At 69.3% G+C, this 22228-nt stretch carries 19 protein-coding genes; 9 read left to right on the top strand and 10 right to left on the bottom strand.

Features of this window, described 5'->3' with window-relative positions; all coding sequences use genetic code 11:
- Positions 1–94 precede the first annotated feature (94 nt).
- Together FHW84_RS20580 and FHW84_RS20575 are read left to right on the top strand one after the other, a co-directional pair.
- Entirely contained in the window at positions 95–850 is a 756-nt protein-coding gene (locus FHW84_RS20580) for a c-type cytochrome (RefSeq protein WP_167257898.1), read from the top strand.
- Positions 847–2136, top strand: coding sequence for a c-type cytochrome (locus FHW84_RS20575; protein WP_167257896.1), 1290 nt, complete (start codon positions 847–849; stop codon positions 2134–2136). The genes FHW84_RS20580 and FHW84_RS20575 overlap by 4 nt, the downstream gene beginning before the upstream one ends.
- A gap of 176 nt (positions 2137–2312) precedes the next feature.
- On the opposite strand, the gene FHW84_RS20570 is transcribed toward FHW84_RS20575, so the two are convergent.
- The gene (locus FHW84_RS20570; RefSeq protein ID WP_167257894.1) at positions 2313–2663 is read right to left on the bottom strand and encodes a GFA family protein; all 351 of its coding nucleotides are present in this window, start codon (positions 2661–2663) and stop codon (positions 2313–2315) included.
- A 32-nt stretch (positions 2664–2695) separates the two neighbouring features.
- The gene (locus FHW84_RS20565) at positions 2696–3232 is read right to left on the bottom strand and encodes a mismatch-specific DNA-glycosylase (RefSeq protein WP_167257892.1); all 537 of its coding nucleotides are present in this window, start codon (positions 3230–3232) and stop codon (positions 2696–2698) included.
- A 110-nt stretch (positions 3233–3342) separates the two neighbouring features.
- On the opposite strand from FHW84_RS20565, the gene FHW84_RS20560 reads away from it, so the two are divergent.
- The 3 genes from FHW84_RS20560 to FHW84_RS20550 all read left to right on the top strand — a co-directional run bounded on the left by FHW84_RS20560 (position 3343) and on the right by FHW84_RS20550 (position 9995).
- Positions 3343–4449 (top strand): mechanosensitive ion channel domain-containing protein, encoded by a 1107-nt coding sequence (locus FHW84_RS20560; RefSeq protein WP_167257890.1) that lies wholly within the window; start codon positions 3343–3345, stop codon positions 4447–4449.
- Between the two features lie 164 nt (positions 4450–4613).
- Complete coding sequence (gene rng / locus FHW84_RS20555) at positions 4614–6104, top strand: ribonuclease G (protein ID WP_167257888.1); 1491 nt, start codon at positions 4614–4616, stop codon at positions 6102–6104.
- A 24-nt stretch (positions 6105–6128) separates the two neighbouring features.
- Positions 6129–9995, top strand: a complete 3867-nt coding sequence (locus FHW84_RS20550; protein WP_167257886.1) for a YhdP family protein — start codon at positions 6129–6131, stop codon at positions 9993–9995.
- Between the two features lie 7 nt (positions 9996–10002).
- Here the strand turns inward: FHW84_RS20550 and FHW84_RS20545 are convergent, their stop codons facing one another.
- Positions 10003–11211 (bottom strand): sterol desaturase family protein, encoded by a 1209-nt coding sequence (locus FHW84_RS20545; RefSeq protein ID WP_167257884.1) that lies wholly within the window; start codon positions 11209–11211, stop codon positions 10003–10005.
- Positions 11212–11361: 150 nt separating this feature from the next.
- On the opposite strand from FHW84_RS20545, the gene tldD reads away from it, so the two are divergent.
- The gene (gene tldD / locus FHW84_RS20540; protein ID WP_167257882.1) at positions 11362–12801 is read left to right on the top strand and encodes a metalloprotease TldD; all 1440 of its coding nucleotides are present in this window, start codon (positions 11362–11364) and stop codon (positions 12799–12801) included.
- A 270-nt stretch (positions 12802–13071) separates the two neighbouring features.
- Positions 13072–14682 carry a S53 family peptidase gene (locus FHW84_RS20535; RefSeq protein ID WP_167257880.1) on the top strand — a complete coding sequence of 537 codons (1611 nt, stop codon included), beginning with the start codon at positions 13072–13074 and terminating at the stop codon, positions 14680–14682.
- A gap of 100 nt (positions 14683–14782) precedes the next feature.
- On the opposite strand, the gene yjgA is transcribed toward FHW84_RS20535, so the two are convergent.
- Both yjgA and FHW84_RS20525 read right to left on the bottom strand, forming a co-directional pair.
- Complete coding sequence (gene yjgA, locus FHW84_RS20530; RefSeq protein ID WP_167257878.1) at positions 14783–15316, bottom strand: ribosome biogenesis factor YjgA; 534 nt, start codon at positions 15314–15316, stop codon at positions 14783–14785.
- Positions 15317–15336: 20 nt separating this feature from the next.
- Positions 15337–15588: a DUF1653 domain-containing protein gene (locus FHW84_RS20525; RefSeq protein ID WP_167257876.1), complete on the bottom strand. Its 252-nt coding sequence runs from the start codon at positions 15586–15588 to the stop codon at positions 15337–15339.
- Positions 15589–15707: 119 nt separating this feature from the next.
- On the opposite strand from FHW84_RS20525, the gene pmbA reads away from it, so the two are divergent.
- Both pmbA and FHW84_RS20515 read left to right on the top strand, forming a co-directional pair.
- Positions 15708–17087 carry a metalloprotease PmbA gene (gene pmbA, locus FHW84_RS20520; RefSeq protein WP_167257874.1) on the top strand — a complete coding sequence of 460 codons (1380 nt, stop codon included), beginning with the start codon at positions 15708–15710 and terminating at the stop codon, positions 17085–17087.
- 115 nt (positions 17088–17202) lie between these two features.
- On the top strand, positions 17203–17631 hold the full coding sequence (locus tag FHW84_RS20515) for a DUF4870 domain-containing protein (protein ID WP_167257872.1): 429 nt from the start codon (positions 17203–17205) through the stop codon (positions 17629–17631).
- A gap of 53 nt (positions 17632–17684) precedes the next feature.
- Here the strand turns inward: FHW84_RS20515 and FHW84_RS20510 are convergent, their stop codons facing one another.
- From FHW84_RS20510 to FHW84_RS20490, 5 genes are all read right to left on the bottom strand, one after another.
- A complete protein-coding gene (locus FHW84_RS20510; protein ID WP_243868222.1) occupies positions 17685–18548 on the bottom strand; it encodes a farnesyl diphosphate synthase in 864 nt (287 codons plus the stop codon).
- Between the two features lie 13 nt (positions 18549–18561).
- Positions 18562–18819 (bottom strand): exodeoxyribonuclease VII small subunit, encoded by a 258-nt coding sequence (locus FHW84_RS20505; protein WP_167257868.1) that lies wholly within the window; start codon positions 18817–18819, stop codon positions 18562–18564.
- Positions 18820–18920: 101 nt separating this feature from the next.
- Positions 18921–20225: a tRNA lysidine(34) synthetase TilS gene (tilS, locus tag FHW84_RS20500; RefSeq protein ID WP_343203633.1), complete on the bottom strand. Its 1305-nt coding sequence runs from the start codon at positions 20223–20225 to the stop codon at positions 18921–18923.
- Complete coding sequence (locus tag FHW84_RS20495) at positions 20218–20970, bottom strand: NYN domain-containing protein (protein ID WP_167257866.1); 753 nt, start codon at positions 20968–20970, stop codon at positions 20218–20220. The genes tilS and FHW84_RS20495 overlap by 8 nt, the downstream gene beginning before the upstream one ends.
- Before the next feature lie 149 nt (positions 20971–21119).
- Positions 21120–22076, bottom strand: a complete 957-nt coding sequence (locus FHW84_RS20490; protein WP_167257864.1) for an acetyl-CoA carboxylase carboxyltransferase subunit alpha — start codon at positions 22074–22076, stop codon at positions 21120–21122.
- Positions 22077–22228: the final 152 nt, after the last annotated feature.

Genomic DNA, 22228 nt, shown 5'->3' with positions numbered 1-22228 from the left:
ACGGCGTGTCTCCTGGGCGCGGCATGATGTCGCGAAGCGGCAGCTTAGCGGCTTCGACCACGGAGCGAGGAAGGGCGGCGCCTATAATCGGCGCATGAACAGAGCCCAGCTGTGCCAGGCCAGGCGTGTGTGCTCCGCCGTCCTGCTGATCGCCACCATCGCCCTGGCCGGCGCCGTGCACGCCCAGGCGGCGGCCAACGACCCGCCGCACGTGCCGGACACGCTCAAGCAGCGCATAGCCAGCTGCACCGCCTGCCATGGCGAGCGCGGCGAAGGCACGCCGGATAGCGGCTTCTTCCCGCGCCTGGCCGGCAAGCCCGCCGGCTATCTGGCGCGCCAGCTCAAGGACTTCCAGGACGGCCTGCGCAAGTACGGTCCGATGGAATACACCACGCGCTACCTCACCCCGGCTTACATGCGCGAGATCGCCGAATACTTCGCCGCGCAGGAGGTGCCCTACGCGCGCTCGCCGATGCCGCGCATCGCGCCGGATGCCCTCAAGCGCGGCGAGGAACTGGCCACCAAGGGCGACCCGTCGCGCCAGATTCCGCCCTGCGCCGCCTGCCACGGCACCCAGCTCACCGGCGTGCAGCCGGACGTGCCCGGCCTGGTCGGCCTGCCATACGACTACCTCAGTTCGCAGCTCGGTTCCTGGCGCACCAGGACGCGCGCCACCGTGGCGCCGGACTGCATGGCCGAGATCGCCAACCGCCTGAGCGTGGACGACATCAGCGCGGTCTCGGCCTGGCTGGCCGGCCGCGAGCTGCCGGCGGACATGCATGCGCAGCCGGCCGGTTCGATCACGCCGCCGCTGCATTGCGGCGTGCTGAGCGCGGAGGCCAGGCCATGAAGATCTTCCGCATCGGTTTTGCCGTCGTCGTGCTGGCCGGCCTGGGCGTGGCCGGCTGGCTGTTCCTGCGCGGCGGCCAGCCGTCGGTGCCGCGCTCGGCCAGCCAGGTGGATGCCGCCGCGCTCAAGGACCCGGCGCTGATCGCCAAGGGCGCCTACCTCACCCTGGTCGGCGACTGCGCCTCCTGCCATACCGGGCAGGGCGGCGCGCGCTTTGCCGGCGGGCGCGTGGTGGGCACGCCGTTCGGCGACATCCCCGCGCCCAACCTCACGCCGGACCGCGAGACGGGCCTGGGCGAGTGGAGCTTCGAGGCGTTCCGCCAGGCGCTGCACGACGGCGTCGACCGCAACGGGCAGTTCCTGTATCCGGCCTTCCCGTACACCTCGTACACCAAGGTGTCGCGCGAGGACGCGCTGGCCATCTTTGCCTATCTGCAATCGCTGGCGCCGGTCCACCAGGCGGCGAAGCAGCCGGGCCTCGGTTTTCCCTACAACGTGCGCAACACGCTGAAGGCCTGGCGCGCGCTGTATTTCCGCGAAGGCGAATACGTGGCGGACGACACCAAGTCGCCGGAGTGGAACCGCGGCGCTTACCTGGTGCAGGGCCTGGGCCACTGCAACGAATGCCACGTCGAGCGCGATGCCTTCGGCGGCATGCGCAGCGACCAGTCGCTGTCCGGCGGCCAGATCCCGGTGCAGAACTGGTACGCGCCGGATCTCAGCACGCAGGCCAACGGTGGCCTCGCCGGCTGGAGCGCGCAGGACATCGTCGACCTGCTGAAGACCGGCCAGTCCGCCAAGGGCACCGCGTTCGGACCGATGGCCGAAGTGGTGTCGCGCAGCACCCAGCATATGAACGAGGCGGACCTGAAAGCGGTCGCCACGTATCTGCAGTCGCTGCCGGCGCGTCCGCGCGTGTCGTACCAGCCGTCACCGCTGGATACCAAGCCGATCCTCGACCAGGGCGCCAAGGTCTATGCCGAACGCTGCGCCGATTGCCACGGCAGGCAGGGCGAGGGCGTGGCCGGCGTGTATCCGCCGCTGCGCGGGAATTCCTCGGTGAACGAGCCGACCGGCATCAATGCGATCCGCGTGGTGCTGCTCGGCGGCTTCGCGCCGGCGACGCAGGGCAACCCGCGCCCGTATTCGATGCCGCCGTTCGCACAGCAGCTCAACGACAGCGACGTGGCGGCGGTGGTCACCTACATCCGCCAGTCGTGGGGGAACGACGCGCCGCTGGTGCAGGAGCGCGACGTGATCAAGTACCGGCATACGCCGATCGATTGATGGCGAGCTGCGCCTATTCAATCTGCCGCAACTTCTACTACTTCGTCATCCCGGCGCAGGCCGGGATCCAGTGACGTCACCGCTCGCTTGTCGCGAAAGGCCGAAGTTCCCGGCCTTTTCGCTTTCCATGTAGCGCATCGCTACTGGATCCCGGCCTGCGCCGGGATGACGAGCGTTTAGAAGCTGCGGCCGTCAACGGGCACGCGCTTGATCGCCGCTAGATCGACACCCTCCAGACACCGCACATTCACCGCCGTCATCAACTTCCCATCCGGCATCGTCCCCAGCGCAAACGGCGCGCAACCGCACTGCCTGCAGAAGTGATGGGCGATCACGTGCTTGTTGAAGCGATACACGCCGAGCTGGTCTTCGCCGCCGTGGACCTGGACCTGCTCGCGCGGCACGAACCACAGCAGGTAACCCTTGCGGCTGCAGTGCGAGCAATTGCATTCCATCGCCTGCTCCGGCAGATCGGCGCGGTCGACTTCCAGGGTGATCGCACCGCAGTGGCAGCTGCCTTTGAGCATGGGGAGTCCTCCTTGCCGGGTGAGGCGCAACCCTACGCGCCGCGGCTGCGGCGGACAACGTCCGCCAGCGCCAGCCATGGCGCCAGGTCCCAATGCCCGCGCGCCTGCCCGGATGGCGAGGGCAGCACGAACAAACGCGTCGCGCCGATGCGCTCCGGCTGCAGGCCGTAATCGGCCGCGCGGCCCAGCGCCGCGCGCGCGGCGGCCTTGCTGGTGAAGGCGAGCAGGGCAGGGGCGTAGCGTTCGATCTTGGCGTGCAGGGCCGGGGCGTCGAAGGCGCCGCGCGGCAGTTCGTCGTCGTTGCCTGAGTGCAGCTTGGCTACGTCGGTCAGGCCCACGCCGTAATCTGGCAGCTGCGGATACTCGGCCGGCCGCAGCAGGCGCGGCGTCAGGCCGCAGGCATGCAGTGCGCGCCAGAACATGTTGCCGGGATGCGCGTAATAGGCCTGCTCGGCCGCCGAGCGCTTGCCCGCGGCGGTGCCGCAGAACACCAGGGCCAGGCCAGGGCGCAGCACGTCGGGAAGGATATGCGCCGGCGCGGCGGCGAGCGGGCGGGGAGTGGCGGGCATGACGCGCACTGTAACGGGGCGTCGCGCGTTCATCGATCGACCACGGAATCTGGACATCCCCTGCGGCACGGTAGGGCGTCGTTGTATCCCCTACGCCTCCCCCGCGACGTATGGCCATCGATCTCGCCAGTTTCTGGAACGACCATCCGCTCGGCCGCCTCGGCATCACGGTGGCCATCGCGCTGGCGCTCGCCTTCGTGCTGCGCCGCGTGGCGCGCGCGGTGCTGCGGCGGCTGTCGCGCCGGCACCCCGCCGCCTACGGCATGGTCAGCCGCGCCAATGCGCCGATGGAATGGCTGGTGCCGCTGCTCACCGTGGCGGTGGCGCTGCGCGTCACGCCGGACGTGGAGTCGCTGCGCTTCATGGGCGACGTCCGCCACCTGCTGCTGGTGGCGCTGATCGCCACCACCACCTGGCTGGTGGTGCGCTGCATCGGCGCGCTGGAAGACCTGGTCATCCGCCTGCATCCGGTGGACCTGGCCGACAACCTGCGCGCCCGCAGTGTGGTCACCCAGGTGCGCGTGCTGAGCCGCTCGACCATGGTGCTGTTCATCCTGGCCGGCCTGGCCGCGGTGCTGATGACGATTCCCGCCGTGCGACAGTTCGGCGCCAGCCTGCTGGCCTCGGCCGGCCTGGCGGGGCTGGCGCTGGGCATCGCGGCCAAGCCGGTGCTGAGCAACCTCATCGCCGGCCTGCAGATCGCCCTGGCCCAGCCGATCCGCCTGGACGACGTGGTGATCGTGAAGGGCGAATGGGGCCGCATCGAGGAGATCACCGGCACCTACGTGGTGGTGCGCATCTGGGACGAGCGCCGGCTGGTGGTGCCGCTGAACTGGTTTATCGAGAACCCGTTCGAGAACTGGACCCGCCGCAGCGCCCAGCTGATCGGCACGGTGTTCCTGTGGGTGGATTACCGCCTGCCGCTCGACCCGCTGCGCGCCGAGCTGGAACGGCTGTGCCGCGAGACCCGGGAATGGGACCGGCGCGTCTGCGTGCTGCAGGTGGTGGAGGCCGGCGAGCGCGCCATGCAACTACGCGCCCTGGTCAGCTCGGCCGACTCCGGCCAGGGCTGGGACCTGCGCTGCCGCATCCGCGAGGGCCTGATCGCCTTCATCCGGCGCGAATACCCGGACTGCCTGCCGCTGACCCGGATCGACTGGCGCGCCGGCCACGAGGACGAGCCCGCCGCACCGGCCCGGGGCCCGGCGCCGGGCTGACGAAGGCCCCGAACCGGGCGAGGCTGATGAAACCCGCAGCCGCCGAGCCTGTCTCAAGCCAGGAGGCGCCGGCCACGGCGCGAACGGGTTCGCGGCCCGCGCACGGGCGCATCGACGCCCGTCCGCCCAGCCGCTATAAAGACCCTCCGAGAGGGGAGTGTTCGGTGAGTGAAGAGATTCTGATCAATGTGACGCCGCGCGAAACCCGCGTCGGCGTGGTCGAGAACGGCATGCTGCAGGAAGTGCATGTCGAGCGAGCCTCCCGCCGCGGCTACGTGGGCAATGTCTACAAGGGCCGCGTGCAGCGCGTGATGCCCGGCATGCAGGCGGTGTTCGTGGATATCGGCCTGGAGCGCGCGGCCTTCCTGCATGCCTCCGACATCGTGCGCCCGCCGCTGCCGGTGGCCGCCGAGGGCGAGGCGGTGGCGGTGCCGGCCGGCAACGGCCATACCCCGTCGATCAGCGAGCTGGTGCACGAGGGGCAGGAAATCGTGGTGCAGGTGGTGAAGGACCCGATCGGTACCAAGGGCGCCCGGCTGTCCACCCACCTGTCGATTCCCTCGCGCTACCTGGTGCTGCTGCCGCATGCGCGCACCCTGGGCATTTCCGCGCGCATCGAGGACGAGGCCGAGCGCCAGCGCCTGAAAGAGGTGATGACCTCGCTGATCGGCGAAAACCCGCTGGGCTACATCGTGCGCACCAACGCCGAGGAGCAGACCGCCGAGTCGCTGGCCTTCGACGTCACCTACCTGGGCAAGGTCTGGCGCGTGGTGCAGGAGAACATCGCCAAGGCCAAGGTCGGCGAGCGCGTGTACGAGGAACTCTCGCTGCCGCTGCGCAGCCTGCGCGACATGCTCAACGACGACATCGAGAAGGTGCGCGTGGATTCGCGCGAGACCTACGAGAAGGTCGTGAAGTTCGTGCACAAGTTCATGCCGAGCCTGGACGACCGCGTCGAGCATTATTCCGGCGAGCGCCCGATCTTCGACCTCTACGGCGTGGAAGACGAAATCCAGCGCGCGCTGCGCAAGGAGGTGCCGCTGAAATCCGGCGGCTACCTCATCGTCGACCAGACCGAGGCGATGACCACGATCGACGTCAACACCGGCGGCTACCTGGGCACGCGCAACCTCGAGGAAACGGTCTACCGCACCAACCTCGAAGCCGCCCAGGCGGCCGCGCGCCAGCTGCGCCTGCGCAACCTCGGCGGCATCATCATCATCGACTTCATCGATATGACCGACGAGGAACACAAGCGCCAGGTGCTGCGCATGCTGGAAAAAGGCCTGCTGCGCGACCACGCCAAGACCACGGTGTATCCGATGTCCGCGCTGGGCCTGGTGGAGATGACGCGCAAGCGCACCACCGAAAGCCTGGAACGCCAGCTGTGCGAGCCGTGCCCCGCCTGCGGCGGCCGCGGCACGGTGAAGACCGCCGAGACGGTGACCTACGAGATCTTCCGCGAGATCACCCGCGCGGTGCGCCAGTTCAATGCCGAGAAGCTGCTGGTGATGGCCAGCCCGAAGGTGGTCGGCCGCATCCTCGAAGAGGAGTCCGTGGCCGTGGCCGAATTGGAGGAGTTCATCTCCAAAAGCATACGCTTCCAGGCCGAAGAGCATTATTCGCAGGAACAGTTCGATGTCGTTCTCCTCTAGTTCGCTGCGCGGCGAGAGCCCGCAGTGAACATTGCCGCGCGCCACCTGCACCGGATCGCCCGCGCCCTGGGCTGGATCCTGGGCGTGGCCCTGATCAGCCTGGCGGTGCTGGCCGGGCTGATCCAGCTGCTGCTGCCGACCCTGGCCAGCCATCCGCAATGGGTGGCTGCGCAGCTGGGCAAGCTGCTGGAGCGGCCGGTCTCGTTCAGTTCGCTGGAAGGGCGCTGGGAGCCGTCCGGCCCCTTGTTCGTGATGCGCAATACGGTGGTGGCGGCGGGGCCGGGCGAGAGTCCGCTGAGCATCCCGGAGACCGAGCTGAAACTGGACCTGGGCGGCTGGCTGATGCCCTCGCGCCACCTGGTCAACCTGCGCGTGCGCGGCATGCAGCTGGACCTGGCGCGCGGCAAGGACGGCAGCTGGCACGTCAACGGCATCGGCGTGGCCGGCGGCGGCGAACGGCAGAACCCTTCCTTCGGCCGGCTCTCGGTGGAGCTGTGGCTGCGCGACCTGCGCCTGGACATCGCCGACGAAACCACCGGCAAGCACTACGCGCTGCTGGCCAGGCAATTGCGCGCCAGCCGCCAGGGCGGCCGCGTGCGCGTGGGCGCGATCCTGCAGCGCGAAGGCGTGGCGGGCGAGCTGCGCGGCGCTGGCAATTTCCGCGAGGACGGCGCCGACGGCCGCCTGTGGATCAGCGGCAGCAAGATGGACCTGCACGCCTTTACCGCCGGCGTGGATATGGGCGGCTATACGGTCGACAGCGGCAGCGGCAGCTTTTCCAGCTGGCTGGACTGGCGCGACGCGAAAGTGGTGCGCAACCTCACCCGCGTGGATCTGGACGGCCTGGCGCTGACCAACCCGCAAGGCCGCCAGGCCCGCATCGCCTCGCTGCATGCGCTGGGCGACCTGCACAAGACCGACCAGGGCCTGCACGTGCGCTGGGGCGCGGACGACGGCGGCGCGCTGGCGCTGGATGTGCGCAGCGGCAGCGACGGCCATGCCGACGAGGCGCTGATCGCCGCGCGCGACCTGCAGCTCAGTGCGCTGGCGCCGTGGGCGGCGCTCAAACCCGAACTCTCGCCCGGCATGGCGCAATGGCTGGGCACCGGCAAGCCGCGCGGCAAGCTGGGCAACGTGGCGCTGCGCTGGACGCGCGCCGACGGCCTGGCGAGCGCCACGGTCGGCTTCAGCGGCTTGGGCATCGACGCGGCGGGCAAGCTGCCCGGCATCGATCACCTCGACGGCACCCTGCGCGGCGACGCCGGCGCGCTGGCCATCGAACTGCCCGCGCAGTCCACCGTGCTGCGCTTCCCGCACACCTTCCGCAAGCCGTTCGTGCTGCCGCACCTGGCCGGCAGCTTCGCGGCCTGGCACGAAGACGGCGACTGGCATCTGGGTATCGAGCCGCTGGACTTCGAGGGCGAAGGCTTCGGCGGCCATGCGCGCGGCGAGATCCGCCTGCCTGACGCCGGCGGACGTCCATTCCTGGACCTGTACGCCGTGCTCGACCACGCCGACATGGAGGCCGCCAAGCTGTTCTGGCCGACCGACTCGATGTCGCCGCAGGCGATCGAATGGCTGGACCGCGCGCTGGTCTCCGGCAAGATCGAGCGCAGCGACCTGCTGGTGCGCGGCGACCTCAAGGACTGGCCTTTCCATGCCAACGAAGGACGCTTCGAAGCACGCGCCGAAATCAGCGGGCTGAACCTGGACTACGGCAAGAACTGGCCGCGTGCCGAAGGCATCAACGCGGTGGCCAGCTTCGTCAACAACAGCATGCTGGTGGAGGCCAGCGACGGGCAGTCGCTGGGGGTCAAGGCCGAACGCGCGGTGGCGCTGATTCCCGATCTCGCCCACACCGTGCTGGACCTCAACGTGCATGGCTCCGGCAGCGGCGCCAGCCTGCTCGATTTCGTCAAGCACAGCCCGATCGGCAGCCGCCAGGCCGATGCGCTGAACAAGCTGAGCCTGGGCGGCGCCGGCAGCTTCGATTTCCATCTGTCGCTGCCGATGAAGGACTCGAAGGACTTCTTCCTCAATGGCACGGCCGAGCTGAAGGACGTCGACCTCAATGCGCCGGACTGGAACCTCAAGCTCGACAACATCAGCGGCCCGGCCACCTTCGATGCGCACGGCTTCCACGGCGGGCCGCTGGATGCCGTCTTCCGCGGCCAGCCGTCCAAGCTGGACATCGCCATCGCCGCCGCCACCGGGAAGCCGGACACCGAGTTCTCCGCGCGCCTCAGCGGCCGCTACGGCATGGCCGAGCTGGTGCAGGGGCTGTCCCAGCTCGACTGGCTGAAGGACGTGGCCAGCGGCCGCAGCGACACCACCGTCGGCTTCGACATCGTGCGCCAGGACACCGTGGCCAGCAGCGCGCAGCTGCTCACGCTGGACACCAATTTCGCCGGCATGGCGCTGGACCTGCCGGCGCCGCTGAAGAAATCCGCCGACGGCAGCCTGCCGACGCATCTGGCGCTGACCCTGCCGGTGTCGGGCGGCGACCTGCAGATCGCGCTGGGCCAGGTGATGCGCCAGCGCTTCCGCCTGCCCGACGACAAGCGTCCGCTCGCCGCTACCTTCAACTTCGGCACGCGCATGCCCGATACCGTGCCCGACAAGGGCATCCGCGTGCGCGGCCGCGCCGCGCGCATGGACGTCACCGGCTGGGTGCAGCGCGCCGCGGCCGGCAGCAGCGGCGGCCCGGGGCTGGAGAGCATCGACGTCAGCGCGGACCAGGCCGAAGTGTTCGGCCACGCGTTTCCGTCCATGCGCATCCAGGCGGCGCCGGAAGGCGGCCAGCTGAACGTGGACGTGGACAGCGCGGATATCGTCGGCCGCTTTGTCGTGCCCACCGCCGATCTCGATAAACGCGGCGTCACGGCGCGGCTGCAGCGCTTGTACTGGCCCAAGACCAATAGCCAGTCCGGCGACAACAAGAACAACTCCGGCGACCAGCCGAAAGCCGATCCCGCCAATACCGGCATCACACCGTCCGCGCTGCCGCCATTCCACCTGTGGGTCGGCGACCTGCGCTTCGGCGAATCCAAGCTGGGCGAGGCGCGCCTGGAAACCTGGCCGACCGACCGCGGCATGCATATCGACCAGCTGCGCGCGCTGTCGCGCAGCGTGCAGATCAATGCCAGCGGCGACTGGGAAGGTACCGCCAGCAACAGCCACAGCCATCTGCGCATCGACTTCGCCGCCGAGAACCTCGGCGACATGCTCGGCGCCTTCGGTTTCGCCGGCATGTTCAACGGCGGCAAGACGCGCGCGCACCTGGACGCCACCTGGCCCGGCGCACCCTCGGCGATGGAGCTGGCCAATATGGACGGCAAGCTGAGCATGCAGGTCACCGACGGCAGCATTCCCGAAGTGGCGCCCGGCGTCGGCCGCCTGTTCGGCCTGGTCTCGCTGGTGGAACTGCCGCGCCGCCTCACGCTGGATTTCGGCGACGTGTTCGGCAAAGGCCTGGCCTTCGATTCGATCACCGGCGACTTCGCGCTGGCCGGCGGCAATGCCACCACCAACAACCTGGCCATGCGCGGCCCGGCGGTGGAGATCACCATCAAGGGCCGCACCGGCCTGCGCAGCAAGGACTACGACCAGCAGGCGCTGGTGATTCCGCATGTGGGCAACAGCCTGCCGATCGTCGGCGCGGTAGTGGCCGGTCCGCTGGGCGCGGCCGCGGGCTTCGTCGCGCAGGGCCTGCTGGGGCGCGGCCTCAACCGCGTGGCCAGCGCGCGCTATCACATCGGCGGCAGCTGGGATAAACCGGATATTTCGCTGGTGGAGAAGAAAAACCTCTCCGCCGCCGAAGCCGCGGCGGCAGCGCCGGCACCCGCCGCGCCGGTGCCGGTACCCGCGCCGGCGAGCAGCGCGGCGCGCTGAAGCGGTTTCAGGACTCGCCCGGCTCCACCGGCCTGGTGCTGCCGCGGAACGGGAACAGCTGCTGGCGCACGAAGCCGTCCGGCATGTAGTCGCCGACCACGCCGTACTTCTCCGGGAATTTCTTCGTCGACTTCACCGCCGTGCCGAATACGTAGTCGAGGAAGGCGTAGTGCGCCGCGTAGTTCTTGTCGATCGCCTCGTCGTCGGAGGCGTGGTGCCAGTGGTGGAAATCCGGCGTCACCACCACGTACTTCAGCGGGCCCCACGGCAGGTGCACGTTGGCGTGGTTGAACACCGCCTGGAAGCCGACCACGATGATGTAGGCATTCATCACGCCTTCGCTGAAGCCCAGGATGTACAGCGGCGCCAGCACGCAGACGCGGGTGAAGATCAGTTCCAGCATGTGCTGGCGCGAGCCGGCCAGCCAGTCCATGGTCTTCACGCTGTGGTGCACCGCGTGGAAGCGCCACAGGAACGGTACCTCGTGATACGCGCGGTGCGTCCAGTACTGCGCCAGATCCGCCACCAGGATGCACAGCAGCAGCTGCGGCACGAAGGCGATGTCGCGCACCGTCTGCTGGAAACCGCTGCTGACCAGCCAGCCGAACAGATGGTGCAGCAGGAAGTTCACCACCAGTAGGGCCAAGCCCACGATGAAATGATTCACCGCGAAATGCTTGAGGTCCGTCTGCCATTCCTTGCGGAACAGCGACTGGCCCTTGTACAGCGGAAACAGTTTCTCGATCACCACGAAGATCAGGGTGGAGCCGAGCAGGTCGAGGATGAACCAGTCCAGCCCGATATACGGCGTGTGATCCGGAAAATTGCCCACCGGCACGCGCGAGCCGCCCATCGCGGTGGCGGCCACCACCAGCGCGAACGCGACGATATTGATATTGCGCAGGCGCCCGAGAATGACATTGCCGAGCGAGATGCCGCCGGCGATCAGCAGCGCGGCCAGCAGCAGCTGGCGCAGCAGGTCGACCGAATACTTGTGGCGCAGGTCCGGCGTGGTCAGGTACTGCGGGAAATGGAAAGCCAGCACGCCGAGCAGGCTGAGCACGCCGAGCGACAGCGCGAGCACGCTGCTGATCTTGCCCAGGCCGGGCTTCAGCTCGCCGTCGCGGTGCAGCAGTTCGCGGGTGTCTTCGAGTGGTGCCTTGACGGTGCGGTCGATGACCTTCTGGGCCAGCTCGCGTTTGGAGGTGTCGCTCATCGGTGGTCCTTCACGTGGGGCGCCGGCGGTTCCGGCCAGCCTGGAGCATGGTAGCCGGGCGGGGGCGTGCCGCTCCACAACGGCTTTAAACGCGTGGCGGCGGCCCCCACTTGCTACAGTCTTACGTCCCATCGCACAGGCCGTCACCCCATGGATTCATTGATTGCCCAGGCCGAGCGCCGCCTCCTGGCGCCGGGCGGCCTGGCCGCCACCGATCTCGACCGCGTGTTCTCCCAGCTGATGGGGCCGTCGATCGACGCCGCCGACCTGTATTTCCAGCATTCGCGCAGCGAGTCGTGGATTCTCGAGGAAGGCATCGTCAAGGACGGCAACCACTCGATCGAGCAGGGCGTGGGCGTGCGCGCCATCGCCGGCGAGAAGACCGGCTTTGCCTATTCCGACGAGATCGTGCTGCCGCAGCTGCTGGAAGCCTCGCGCGCCGCGCGCGCGATCGCCCAGGACGGCAACGGCGCCGGCAAGCCGCTGGCGCTCAACGGCGCGCGCCAGCTGTACCCCGCGATCGACCCGGTGGAAAGCCTGCCCAACCCCGACAAGATCGCCCTGCTGCGCGAGGTGGACGCCTATGCGCGCTCGCGCGACCCGCGCGTGAAGCAGGTGATCGTGAGCATCGCGGCGGTGATGGACACCATCCTGGTGGCGTCCTCCGACGGCACCCTGGCCGCCGACGTGCGCCCGCTGGTGCGCCTGAGCGTGCAGGTGATCGCCGAGCAGAACGGCCGCCGCGAGCAGGGCCACTCCGGCGGCGGCGGCCGCTACGGCTACCGCGAGCTGATGGAAAACGGCCGCGCCCTGGCCTTCGCCGACGAAGCCGTGCGCCAGGCGCTGGTGAACCTGGACGCGGTCGACGCGCCGGCCGGCAGCATGACCGTGGTGCTCGGCCCCGGCTGGCCCGGCGTGCTGCTGCACGAGGCGATCGGCCATGGCCTGGAAGGCGACTTCAACCGCAAGGGCAGCTCCGCCTTCGCCGGCCGCATCGGCCAGCGCGTGGCGGCGCCGGGCGTCACCGTGGTGGACGACGGCACCCTGCCGGGCCGCCGCGGCTCGCTCAGCATCGACGACGAAGGCACGCCGACCGAGTGCACCACCCTGATCGAGGACGGCATCCTCAAGGGCTACATGCAGGACAAGCTCAACGCGCGCCTGATGGGCATGCAGCCCACCGGCAACGGCCGCCGCGAATCCTTCGCGCAGCTGCCGATGCCGCGCATGACCAACACCTACATGCTGGCCGGCCAGCACGATCCGCAGGAGATTCTCCGCTCGGTCAAGCGCGGCCTGTACGCGGTGAACTTCGGCGGCGGCCAGGTCGACATCACCAGTGGCAAGTTCACCTTCTCGGCGAGCGAGGCGTACTTGATCGAGGACGGCAAGGTCACCCGGCCGGTGAAGGGCGCCACCTTGATCGGTTCCGGCCCCGACGTGCTCACCCGCGTGTCGATGATCGGCAACGACCTGGCGCTCGACGAAGGCGTGGGCGTGTGCGGCAAGGACGGACAGAGCGTGCCGGTGGGCGTGGGCCAGCCGACCTTGCGCGTGGACGGCATGACGGTGGGCGGCACCGCTTCCTGATGTTTGCGATGCGCTTTCGCGCATGCGCTATTCGCGAGAAATCTCGCTGTATTCGCAAGGACTTTCTCGCTTTTTAAAAGGCAAACGAAAGCTTCTTCCCGTGTGCTAGCGGCACGCGGGGAGGGGCGGTGCGTTGCCGGGGAACGGGAGCTTCACAGGGGGAATCCAGACAAGGAACGGCGAGGTATCCGGGTTGCCTGCGTCCGGCGGCGTGCCGCCGGTACTCACGCCCATCACGGGCATCGAAGACAACCTTTTGGAGATGTTTTCATGCAGATGAAGAAGACCTCGTTGTGCCTGGCGCTTGCCGCGATCGTGGGGACGATCGCAGCCGCACCCGCCATGGCCGCAGGACCGAACAGCGCGTGGGCGAACACCGCCACGCATGCGCACGAACTGGCCGCGACGGCGACCACCGCGGACCTGGCCGAAGCCAGCCTGCCGGTGCACGTCGAAGTGGTGCTGAAGCTGCAGAACCGCTCGGCGCTCGACGACTTCATCAAGGCCTCGCAGGACCCGGCCAACGCACTGTTCCACGCCCGGCTCAGCACCGCCGATGCGCAGGCGATGTTCTCGCCGAGCCAGGCGCAGGTGCAGGCGGTGGTCGACCATCTGCGCGGCGCCGGCTTCAGCAATATCCAGGTGTCGGCCAACCGCCTGATCGTTTCCGCCGACGGCAACGCCGGCACCGCGCAGAACGCGTTCGCCACGCGCCTGGTCAAGGCGCACGACGCCGAAGGCCGCGCGGCCTACGCCAATATCGACGACGCCAAAGTGCCGGCCCATCTGGGCGACTCCGTGCTGGCCGTGATCGGCCTGCAGACCGTCGCGCACCCGCACACCATGCTCAGACTGGCGGCGCGCAGCGGCACCAACGCCACCACCGGCGTGACCGGCCACAATCCCACCGCGTTCCCGACCATCTACAACGTGGGCAGCACGCCGAACGCATCCACGATCACCGTCGGCATCATCAGCGACGGCAACATGACCCAGCCGCTGAAGGACCTGGCCAGCTTCACCAGCGCCAATGGCCTGCCGGCGGTGAACACCCAGGTGGTGACGGTGGGTACGGCGGGTACCGATACCAGCGGCACGCCGGAATGGGACCTGGACAGCCAGGACATCGTGGCGATGTCCGGCGGCGTGGGCAAACTGATCTTCTACGCGGCCAACTCGCTGTCCAACAGCGCGCTCACCCAGGCCTACAACCAGGTGGTGACCGACAACCAGGCGCGCGTGATCAATGTGTCGCTGGGCGAGTGCGAGACGTCCGCCAACAGCGACGGCTCGATGGCCGCCGACGACCAGATCTTTGCGCTGGGCGTCGCGCAGGGGCAGACCTTCTCGGTCTCCACCGGCGACTCGGGTTCGAACGAGTGCAGCAAGGCGCCGCGCGGCACCACGCCGAGCTATCCGGCCAGTTCGCCCTACGTGGTGGCGGTGAGCGGCACCACGCTCAGCACCGGCACCGGCAACAGCTGGGCCGGCGAGACGCTGTGGTCCAAGGCCGGCGGCAGCCCGAGCACGCTCGAACCCAAGCCGAGCTGGCAGACCCAGGGCGGCGGCACCACGCGCGACGTGGCCGACGTGGCGATGGATGCGGATCCGAACTCGGGCTCCATCATCATCGTCAATGGCAGCAACGCGCAGTACGGCGGCACCAGCCTGGCCGCGCCGCTGTTCGCGGCGACCTGGGCGCGCATGCTGGCGGGTCATTCGACCCTGGGCTTTGCCGGTCCGCATCTGTACCAGGTGCCGGCGACGGTCTATCACGACATCACCTCCGGCAGTAACGGCGGCGAGACGGCGACGGCCGGCTGGGACTATGCCAGCGGCTTCGGCAGCACCATCGTGACCAATCTCAACAGCAGCCTCTGAGGTTTCGCCACGCGCAAATGCAAAGGGGCGCCGCGAGGCGCCCCTTTGTCGTATCCGCCGGCGTAGGTTGGGGTTCGCCTGCGGCTCACCCCAACCTACGTCATTCGTCTTCGCCGGCGGCGGCCAGATCCTTCAGCAGCTGGAAGATCTCGCGGTACGCGCGCGGCGGCTTGTTCTTCTCGCGTTCCAGCCGCGCCTGGCGCAGCAGCGAGCGCAGGTGCTGGCGGTCGAGCTGCGGATAGGCGGCGATCAGTTCCGGCAGCGCGCTTTCCTCGTCGGCGAGCAGCCTGTCGCGGGTGGCTTCCAGGCGATGCATCGCCGCGGTTTCCTGGCGCTGGCGCTCGCGGTTCTCGCCGAGCGCGGCGCGCACGCCGTCGAACACCTCGGTGTCGTGCTTGCGCATGGTCTTGGCCAGAAAGCCGAGCTGGCGCTTGCGTGCGATATGCGAGGTGATCTTGCGGGTGTTGGCGATCTCGCGCAGCACGTCTTCCGGCAGGTCGAGCTTGGCCAGGCGGCTGGGCGGCAGTTCGACCAGCTGCTGCGCGAGCTCCAGCACGGCCAGCGCATCGCGGCGCTGCTGCGTGCGGGTCGGGCCGTAGTCGTGGTCGGGATTGTCGGTATAGGTGCGATGCACGGGTTCAGTCTCTTTCTGCGTCAGGGCGCGGCGATGGCCGCGCCAATGGCGATGCCGGGTTCGGCGCGTTCGAGCGCGAAGCGCGGCACGGTTTTTCCGTCGACCTGCACCGTCTCGCAGAACATCGCCGCGGGACGCACCCACAGGCCGTGCTCGCCGTACAGCGCCTGGTAGACCACCAGCGTTTCCATGGTCTCGCTGTGGCGGGCGGTGCCGAGCACGCGGTAAGGCTGCCCTTTGTAGTGACGGTACAGGCCGGTCTCCGGCACCATGGCGCTTTTCTCCGCGGCGAGGGCTTTGCATCGGCCGCGGCGCCCCCACGTCGGGAGGCTGCGCGGCTGCTGCTTGGAATGGGCCGCGTATTCTACCCGCCAGTCTTCAGGAAGCCCATGTGAGCGCGATTTCGGCCCCTTCAGACCGTTCCTCCGACCGCAGCCAGCAGGATCTCGACCGCCTCGCCGAACTCGCCCAGGACGTCATCCGCCGCGCCCGCGCCGCCGGCGCCAGCCAGGCCGAGGTAGCCGCCAGCATCGACACCGGGCTGAGCGTGAACGTGCGCCTGGGCGAGGTGGAGACGGTGGAGCACACCCGCGACCGCGGCTTCGGCCTCACCGTGTACTTCGGCCAGCGCAAGGGCTCGGCCAGCACCGCCGACCTCAACCCGGACTCGATCCAGGCCACCCTGGACCAGGCCTGCGCCATCGCCCGCTACACCGAGGAAGACCCCGCCGCCGGCCTGGCCGACCCCGCGCGCATGGCCACGGTCTTCCCCGAGCTGGACCTGTGGCACCCCTGGGCGCTGGACACGCCGGCCGCGATCGAGCTGGGTCAGCGCGTGGAGCAGGCCGGCCGCGCGCAGGCCGGCATCACCAATTCCGAGGGCGCCAGCGTGCAGGCGGGCGAGAGCCTGTCGGTGTACGCCAATTCGCACGGCTTCGTCGGCCGCGAGCGCGGCACGCGGCATTCGCTGTCGCTGTCGCTCATCGCCGGCGACGAGGACGGCATGCAGCGCGACTACTGGTACGACAGCGTGCGCAGCGCCGACGATTTCATGAGCGCCGAGGCGCTGGGCCGCAAGGCCGCCGAGCGCACCCTGGCGCGGCTGGGCGCGCGCCGCCTGTCCACCCGCCAGAGCCCGGTGCTGTTCGCGCCGGAACTTGCGCGCAGCCTGGTCGGTCACCTGGTGGGCGCGGTCTCCGGCGGCGCGCTGTACCGCCGCGCCAGCTTCCTGCTCGACCACGCCGGCAAGCAGGTGATGCCCTCGTGGCTGAACATCGTGGAGCGGCCGTTCCTCAGCCGCGGGCAGGGCTCGGGCGCGTTCGACGCCGAGGGCGTGGCCACGCGCGACAGTTCGCTGATCGAGGACGGCGTGCTCGCCCGCTACGTGCTGGGCAGCTATTCGGCGCGCAAGCTGGGGCTGGAATCGACCGGCAATGCCGGCGGCATCCACAACCTGATCGTGGAAGCCGGCGCCGCCGACGGCGGCCGCGACGACTTCGCCGGCATGCTGCGCCGCCTGGGCACCGGCCTGCTGGTGACCGAGGTGATGGGGCAGGGCGTAAACACCATCACCGGCGACTATTCGCGCGGCGCGGCGGGCTTCTGGGTCGAGAACGGCCGGATCGCCTACCCGGTGGAGGAAATCACCATCGCCGCGAACCTGCGCGACATGTACCTGGGGATCCAGGCGGTGGGCACCGACGTGGACCCGCGCTCGCATCTGCTGACCGGGTCGATCCTGCTGGACAGGATGACCATCGCGGGCGAGTGAGTCCGGCCGGACGGCCGCATAGGCCGCCCGTTGGCTCGGCAAACCGCCGCGCCCCTTGCTAGCATCGGCGCCACCGGCACCGAGGCCGGATCACCGCATGGCCAGGAGAGCACGCATGAGCGTCCCACCCGAATCCGTCGAGCCTACCGATCCGACACCGCCCTCGGACATGCCCAGCGCCGAGGAGCGTCAATGGGCCATGCTGGCCCATTTGTCGGCCCTGCTGGGCACCCTGGTCACCGGCGCCTGGTTCGGCATCGGCTGCTTCCTGGGGCCGCTGATCATCTGGCTGGTGAAGCGCGAGACGATGCCCTTCGTCGACGACCAGGCCAAGGAAGCGCTGAACTTCAACATCACCATGGCGATCATCGCGGTGGTGCTGCTGCTGATCACCGTGCTCACCTTAGGCATAGGCATCATCCTGGCCGTGCCGGCCGGCATCATCATCGGCATCGCGTGGCTGGTGCTGGTGATCATGGCGACGATCAAGTCGAACGAAGGCGAGCGTTACCGCTATCCGTTCTGCCTGCGCCTGATCAAGTAAGCCGGCTTGCCGGCGCAACGAAAGAGGCAGCCCACGGGCTGCCTCTTTGCGTTTCAGTGGTGGCGCCGCGCCGCGTACAGCGCCAGCCGTTCCAGCAGCGCGCCGCGTTCGCCCAGCGGGGCGATCGCCTGCAGCGCGGTGGCGGTGAGTTCGTCCAGCCGCGCGCGCGAGGCGTCCAGGCCGATGATCGAAGGGAAGGTCGGCTTGTCGTCGGCCGCGTCCTTGCCGGCGGTCTTGCCGATCACGGCGGACTCGCCTTCCACGTCGAGGATGTCGTCGCGCACCTGGAAGGCCAGGCCCACGGCGTGGGCGTAGCGGTCCAGCGCGTCGAGCGTGGCTTCGTCGGCCCTGGCGGCCAGCGCGCCCAGGCGCACCGAGGCGCGGATCAGCGCGCCGGTCTTGCAGGCGTGCATGTGTTCCAGCGCGGCCAGGCTCAGCGTGCCGCCGACCGCGCCCAGGTCCAGCGCCTGTCCGCCGGCCATGCCTTCGGCTCCGCAGGCGCGGCCCAGGCTGCGCAGCATGGCCAGGCAGCGGGCCGGGTCGGTGTGGCCGTCGTTGGCCAGCAGTTCGAAGGCCAGCGCCTGCAGCGCGTCGCCGGCCAGGATCGCCATGGCCTCGCCGAACACCACGTGGCAGGTGGGGCGGCCGCGGCGCAGGTCGTCGTCGTCCATCGCCGGCAGGTCGTCGTGCACCAGCGAGTAGGCGTGGATCAGTTCGACCGCGCAGGCCGGTGCGTCCAGCGCGGGGCCGTCCTCGCCCAGCGCGTGGCCGGCGGCGTACACCAGCAGCGGACGCAGCCGCTTGCCGCCGCCCAGCACGGCATAGCGCATGGCGCGGTGCAGGTCGGCGGGGGAGCGTTCTTCGGCGGGGAGGGCGCCGGCGAGAGCCTGGTCGGCGCGGACGATCAGCGCCTTCAGCGCCGGACCTAGATCAAAGTTCGGGTTCAAACGGTTCTGCGCTGTCGGGATGTTCGGGGTCGAGCAGCAGGCGCACGCGCAGTTCGGCCTGTTCCAGGGCCTGCTGGCAGTGGCGATAGAGGCCGATGCCGCGCTCGAACGAGGCCAGGGAGTCGTCCAGGCTCAGGTCGCCGCCTTCCATGCGCGCCACCAGCTGTTCGAGCTCGTCCAGCGAATGTTCGAAATCGGCGGGAGCAGCGGGTTCGGCAGGGGCGGGTGCGGGCTTGGCCATGGCCGGAAAAATTAACGCAGCACCCGCGCGGAATCAATCCGCGCGAGACTGAAAAGCATGCCGGAACGCGCCCGCCCGCGCTGGCGGCGCAGCGCAGCGGCTCAGCCGGCGGGCCGCCAGCGCGGCTGTCCGCCGGCAGCGCGGAACCGGTCCGCGCCGGCATCGCTGCGCCAGCGATCGGCGACGGCGAGCAATTCCTCGCCGGCATAGATCAGCGGACAGGCCGCACGCTGCCACGGCGGCAATTCGCCCTGCTGGAACAGGTCGCGCAGTTCGCGCGTGTGGCGGTCGCCGCTGGGGCGCAGGCGTTCGCCGCCCCGGCGCAGGCGCACGGTCAGCGGCTCGCGCAGCGGCGTGCCTTGCCACTCCAGCAGGCCGCCATCGGGCAGGCGCAGCGGCTGGCCCGTCCATGCCGCCTCCCAGTTGGGCGCTGGCGCCGGTGCCGGCGGCACGGCCCACAGGCGGCCTTTCCAGATGCGCAGGTCGGTGTCCGGCCAGTGGATGCACGGCACGCGTCCTTCGCGCAGCTCGCGCAACTGGCGTTCGACCTGTGCGCGTTGCGCCAGGGTGGGGATGCGCCGTCCGCGGGCGCGCAGCCAGTGGTCGAGCAGCGGGTCGCGCAAGGCGGGCGGCAAGGCGAGCCATGCCGCCGCGTCGAGGCTGCCGGTGGCGCGGTCGTGCAGCCGCTCGAACTGCACCAGCCACTGCTCGCGCAGCGTGTCCGCCGCGGCGCGCTGGTGCGCGGCGGCGTGCAGGATGGCATCGATCGCGTGCGGCCAATGTTCCATCACGCGCGGCAGCACCTGATGGCGCAGATAGTTGCGCGACAGCTGCGTGTCGGCATTCGACGGATCGTCGATCGCCGGCAGGCGGTGGCGCAGCACGTACTCGCGCAGCACCTCGCGCGGCGTGCGCAGCAGCGGACGCCACAGCAGGCCCGCGCCGAGCGGACGCAGCTCGCGCATGCCGCCCAGCCCTTCCGGACCGCCGCCGCGCAGCAGCTTGAGCAGCACGGTCTCGGCCTGGTCGTCGCGGTGATGGCCGAGCAGCAGGAGTTCGTGCTCGCGCAGCACGTCGGCGAATGCGGCATAGCGTGCGTGGCGCGCCGCGGCTTCCAGTCCCTCGCCGCCCTGGCGCTGCACCTGCACGCGCACGACGCTGCAGGCGATCTCCAGCACGGAGCAGAACTGCCGCGCCTGCTCGGCCCAGGCGCCGCTGTGCGCATGCAGGCCGTGGTCGGCATGCACGGCGCGCAATCCACGAGCCCGCGCTTGTTCCAGTCCGGCCAGCGCATGCAGCAGTGCGGTGGAATCGGGCCCACCACTGAAGGCGACGCACAGGCCGCCCGCGGGTTGTTCGTGCAAGGCCTGCCGCAGTCGTGCGTGCAGTGGTTCGGCGTTACTCACGAGTCACGGGTTTCTTCGACTTGTTGCGCACGTAGATCACCTTCGGCCGCCCTTCGCCCGGACTGCGCGCATCCACCTCGAACAGCGAGGTGGCGGCGATCAGTTCGCTGAGCTTGTTGTAGCCGTAGCTGCGCGCGTCGAAGTTCGGCCGCTGCTTGGTGATGATCGAGCCGACGCCGCCGAGCCCGGCCCAGCCTTCGTCGTCCGAGGCCGCTTCCACCGCGTTGCGCAGCAGGTTGACCAGGCCGCTGTCCTGCTTCAGCTGGGCGGCGGTGCGCGGCTGGCGCGGCGCTTCCTCGTCGGGCTTGGCGAGCAGGATGTCGGTGTAGATGAACTTGTCGCAGGCGGCGACGAACGGGTCCGGCGTCTTGCGCTCGCCGAAGCCGTACACGATCAGGCCGGATTCGCGGATGCGCGCGGCCAGCCGGGTGAAGTCGCTGTCGCTGGAGACGATGCAGAAGCCGTCGAAGCGGCCGGAGTACAGCAGGTCCATCGCGTCGATGATCATCGCCGAGTCGGTGGCGTTCTTGCCGCTGGTGTAGCCGAACTGCTGGATCGGCTGGATCGACTGCGTGAGCAGCTGTTCCTTCCAGGTCTTCAGGTGATGGCTGGTCCAGTCGCCATAGGCGCGCTTGACGTGCGCGGTGCCGTACTTGGCCACTTCGGCAAGCAGGGCTTCGGCGAGATTCGGCTGCGCGTTGTCGGCATCGATCAGGACGGCGAGCTTGGTGCTGTCGCTGGCCATGGCGGCCTCCGGCGGAATGGGCCGGGGGATGATAGCGCTAAGGAAACGCGGCGTAGGTTGGGGTGAGCGCAGCGAACCCCAACGTGAGGATGGCGTGGGAGGCCTGTTGGGGTTCGCCTTTGGCTCACCCCAACCTACGCGCTTCGTTGTTACTCGCTGTACGCGCCGTACCCGCGCAGCCGGTGATAGCGCTGCTCCAGCAGTTCGTCGATCGGCAGCGCCTCCAGCTCGTCGAGCTGGTTCATCAGCACGGCCTTCAGGCGCACCGCCATCGAATGCGGATTGCGGTGGGCGCCGCCCAGCGGCTCGCGCACCACCTTGTCGATCAGGCCCAGCTCCAGCAGGCGCGGCGCGGTGAGGCCCAGGGCCTCGGCGGCGTCCTTGGCCTTTTCGGCGCTCTTCCACAGGATCGAGGCGCAGCCTTCGGGCGAGATCACCGAATACGTGGAGTACTGCAGCATCACCGTGCGGTCGCCCACGCCGATGGCCAGCGCGCCGCCGGAGCCGCCTTCGCCGATCACGGTGCACACGATGGGCACGCGCAGGTCGGCCATTTCCAGCAGGTTGCGCGCAATCGCCTCGCTCTGGCCGCGCTCCTCGGCGCCGACGCCGGGGTAGGCGCCGGGGGTGTCGATGAGCGTGAGCAGCGGCAGCTTGAAGCGCTCGGCCAGCTTCATCAGGCGCAGCGCCTTGCGGTAGCCCTCGGGACGCGGCATGCCGAAGTTGCGGCGCACCTTGCCCTTGGTATCGCGTGCCTTCTGGTGGCCGATGATCACCACCGGGCGGCCGTTGATGCGGCCGATGCCGCCGACGATGGCGGCGTCGTCCGCGTAGGCGCGGTCGCCGGCCAGCTCGTGGAATTCGTCGCAGATCACGCTGATGTAATCCAGCGTGTAGGGGCGGGCCGGGTGGCGCGACAGCTGGGTGATCTGCCAGGAGCTGAGGTTGCGGAAGATCTCCGCGGTCTTCACCTTCAGCTTCTCGCGCAGCCGGACCACCTCGTCCTCGATGTTGAACGCCTGCCCGTGGCTGGCGTGGCGAAGCTCTTCGATCTTCGCTTCCAGTTCGGCGATGGGTTGTTCGAAATCGAGGAAGTTCGGGTTCATTCGATGCTATGGAGAGACGCAGAAGCCGCGCAGTATACCGGGGCGGCGGGAAAGGCGGAGAACGGGGCCGTATGGGGGTGGAGCCGGCAATAGGGAATGGGGAATAGAGAATAGGAAGAGCAGGCGCCCACAAGCTCGTGGGACGGCGCTCT

The organism is Dyella sp. SG562 (genome assembly GCF_011759495.1).
Classification (GTDB): Bacteria; Pseudomonadota; Gammaproteobacteria; order Xanthomonadales; family Rhodanobacteraceae; genus Dyella_D; species Dyella_D marensis.
This window is presented reverse-complemented; position numbering and strand designations above follow the sequence as displayed.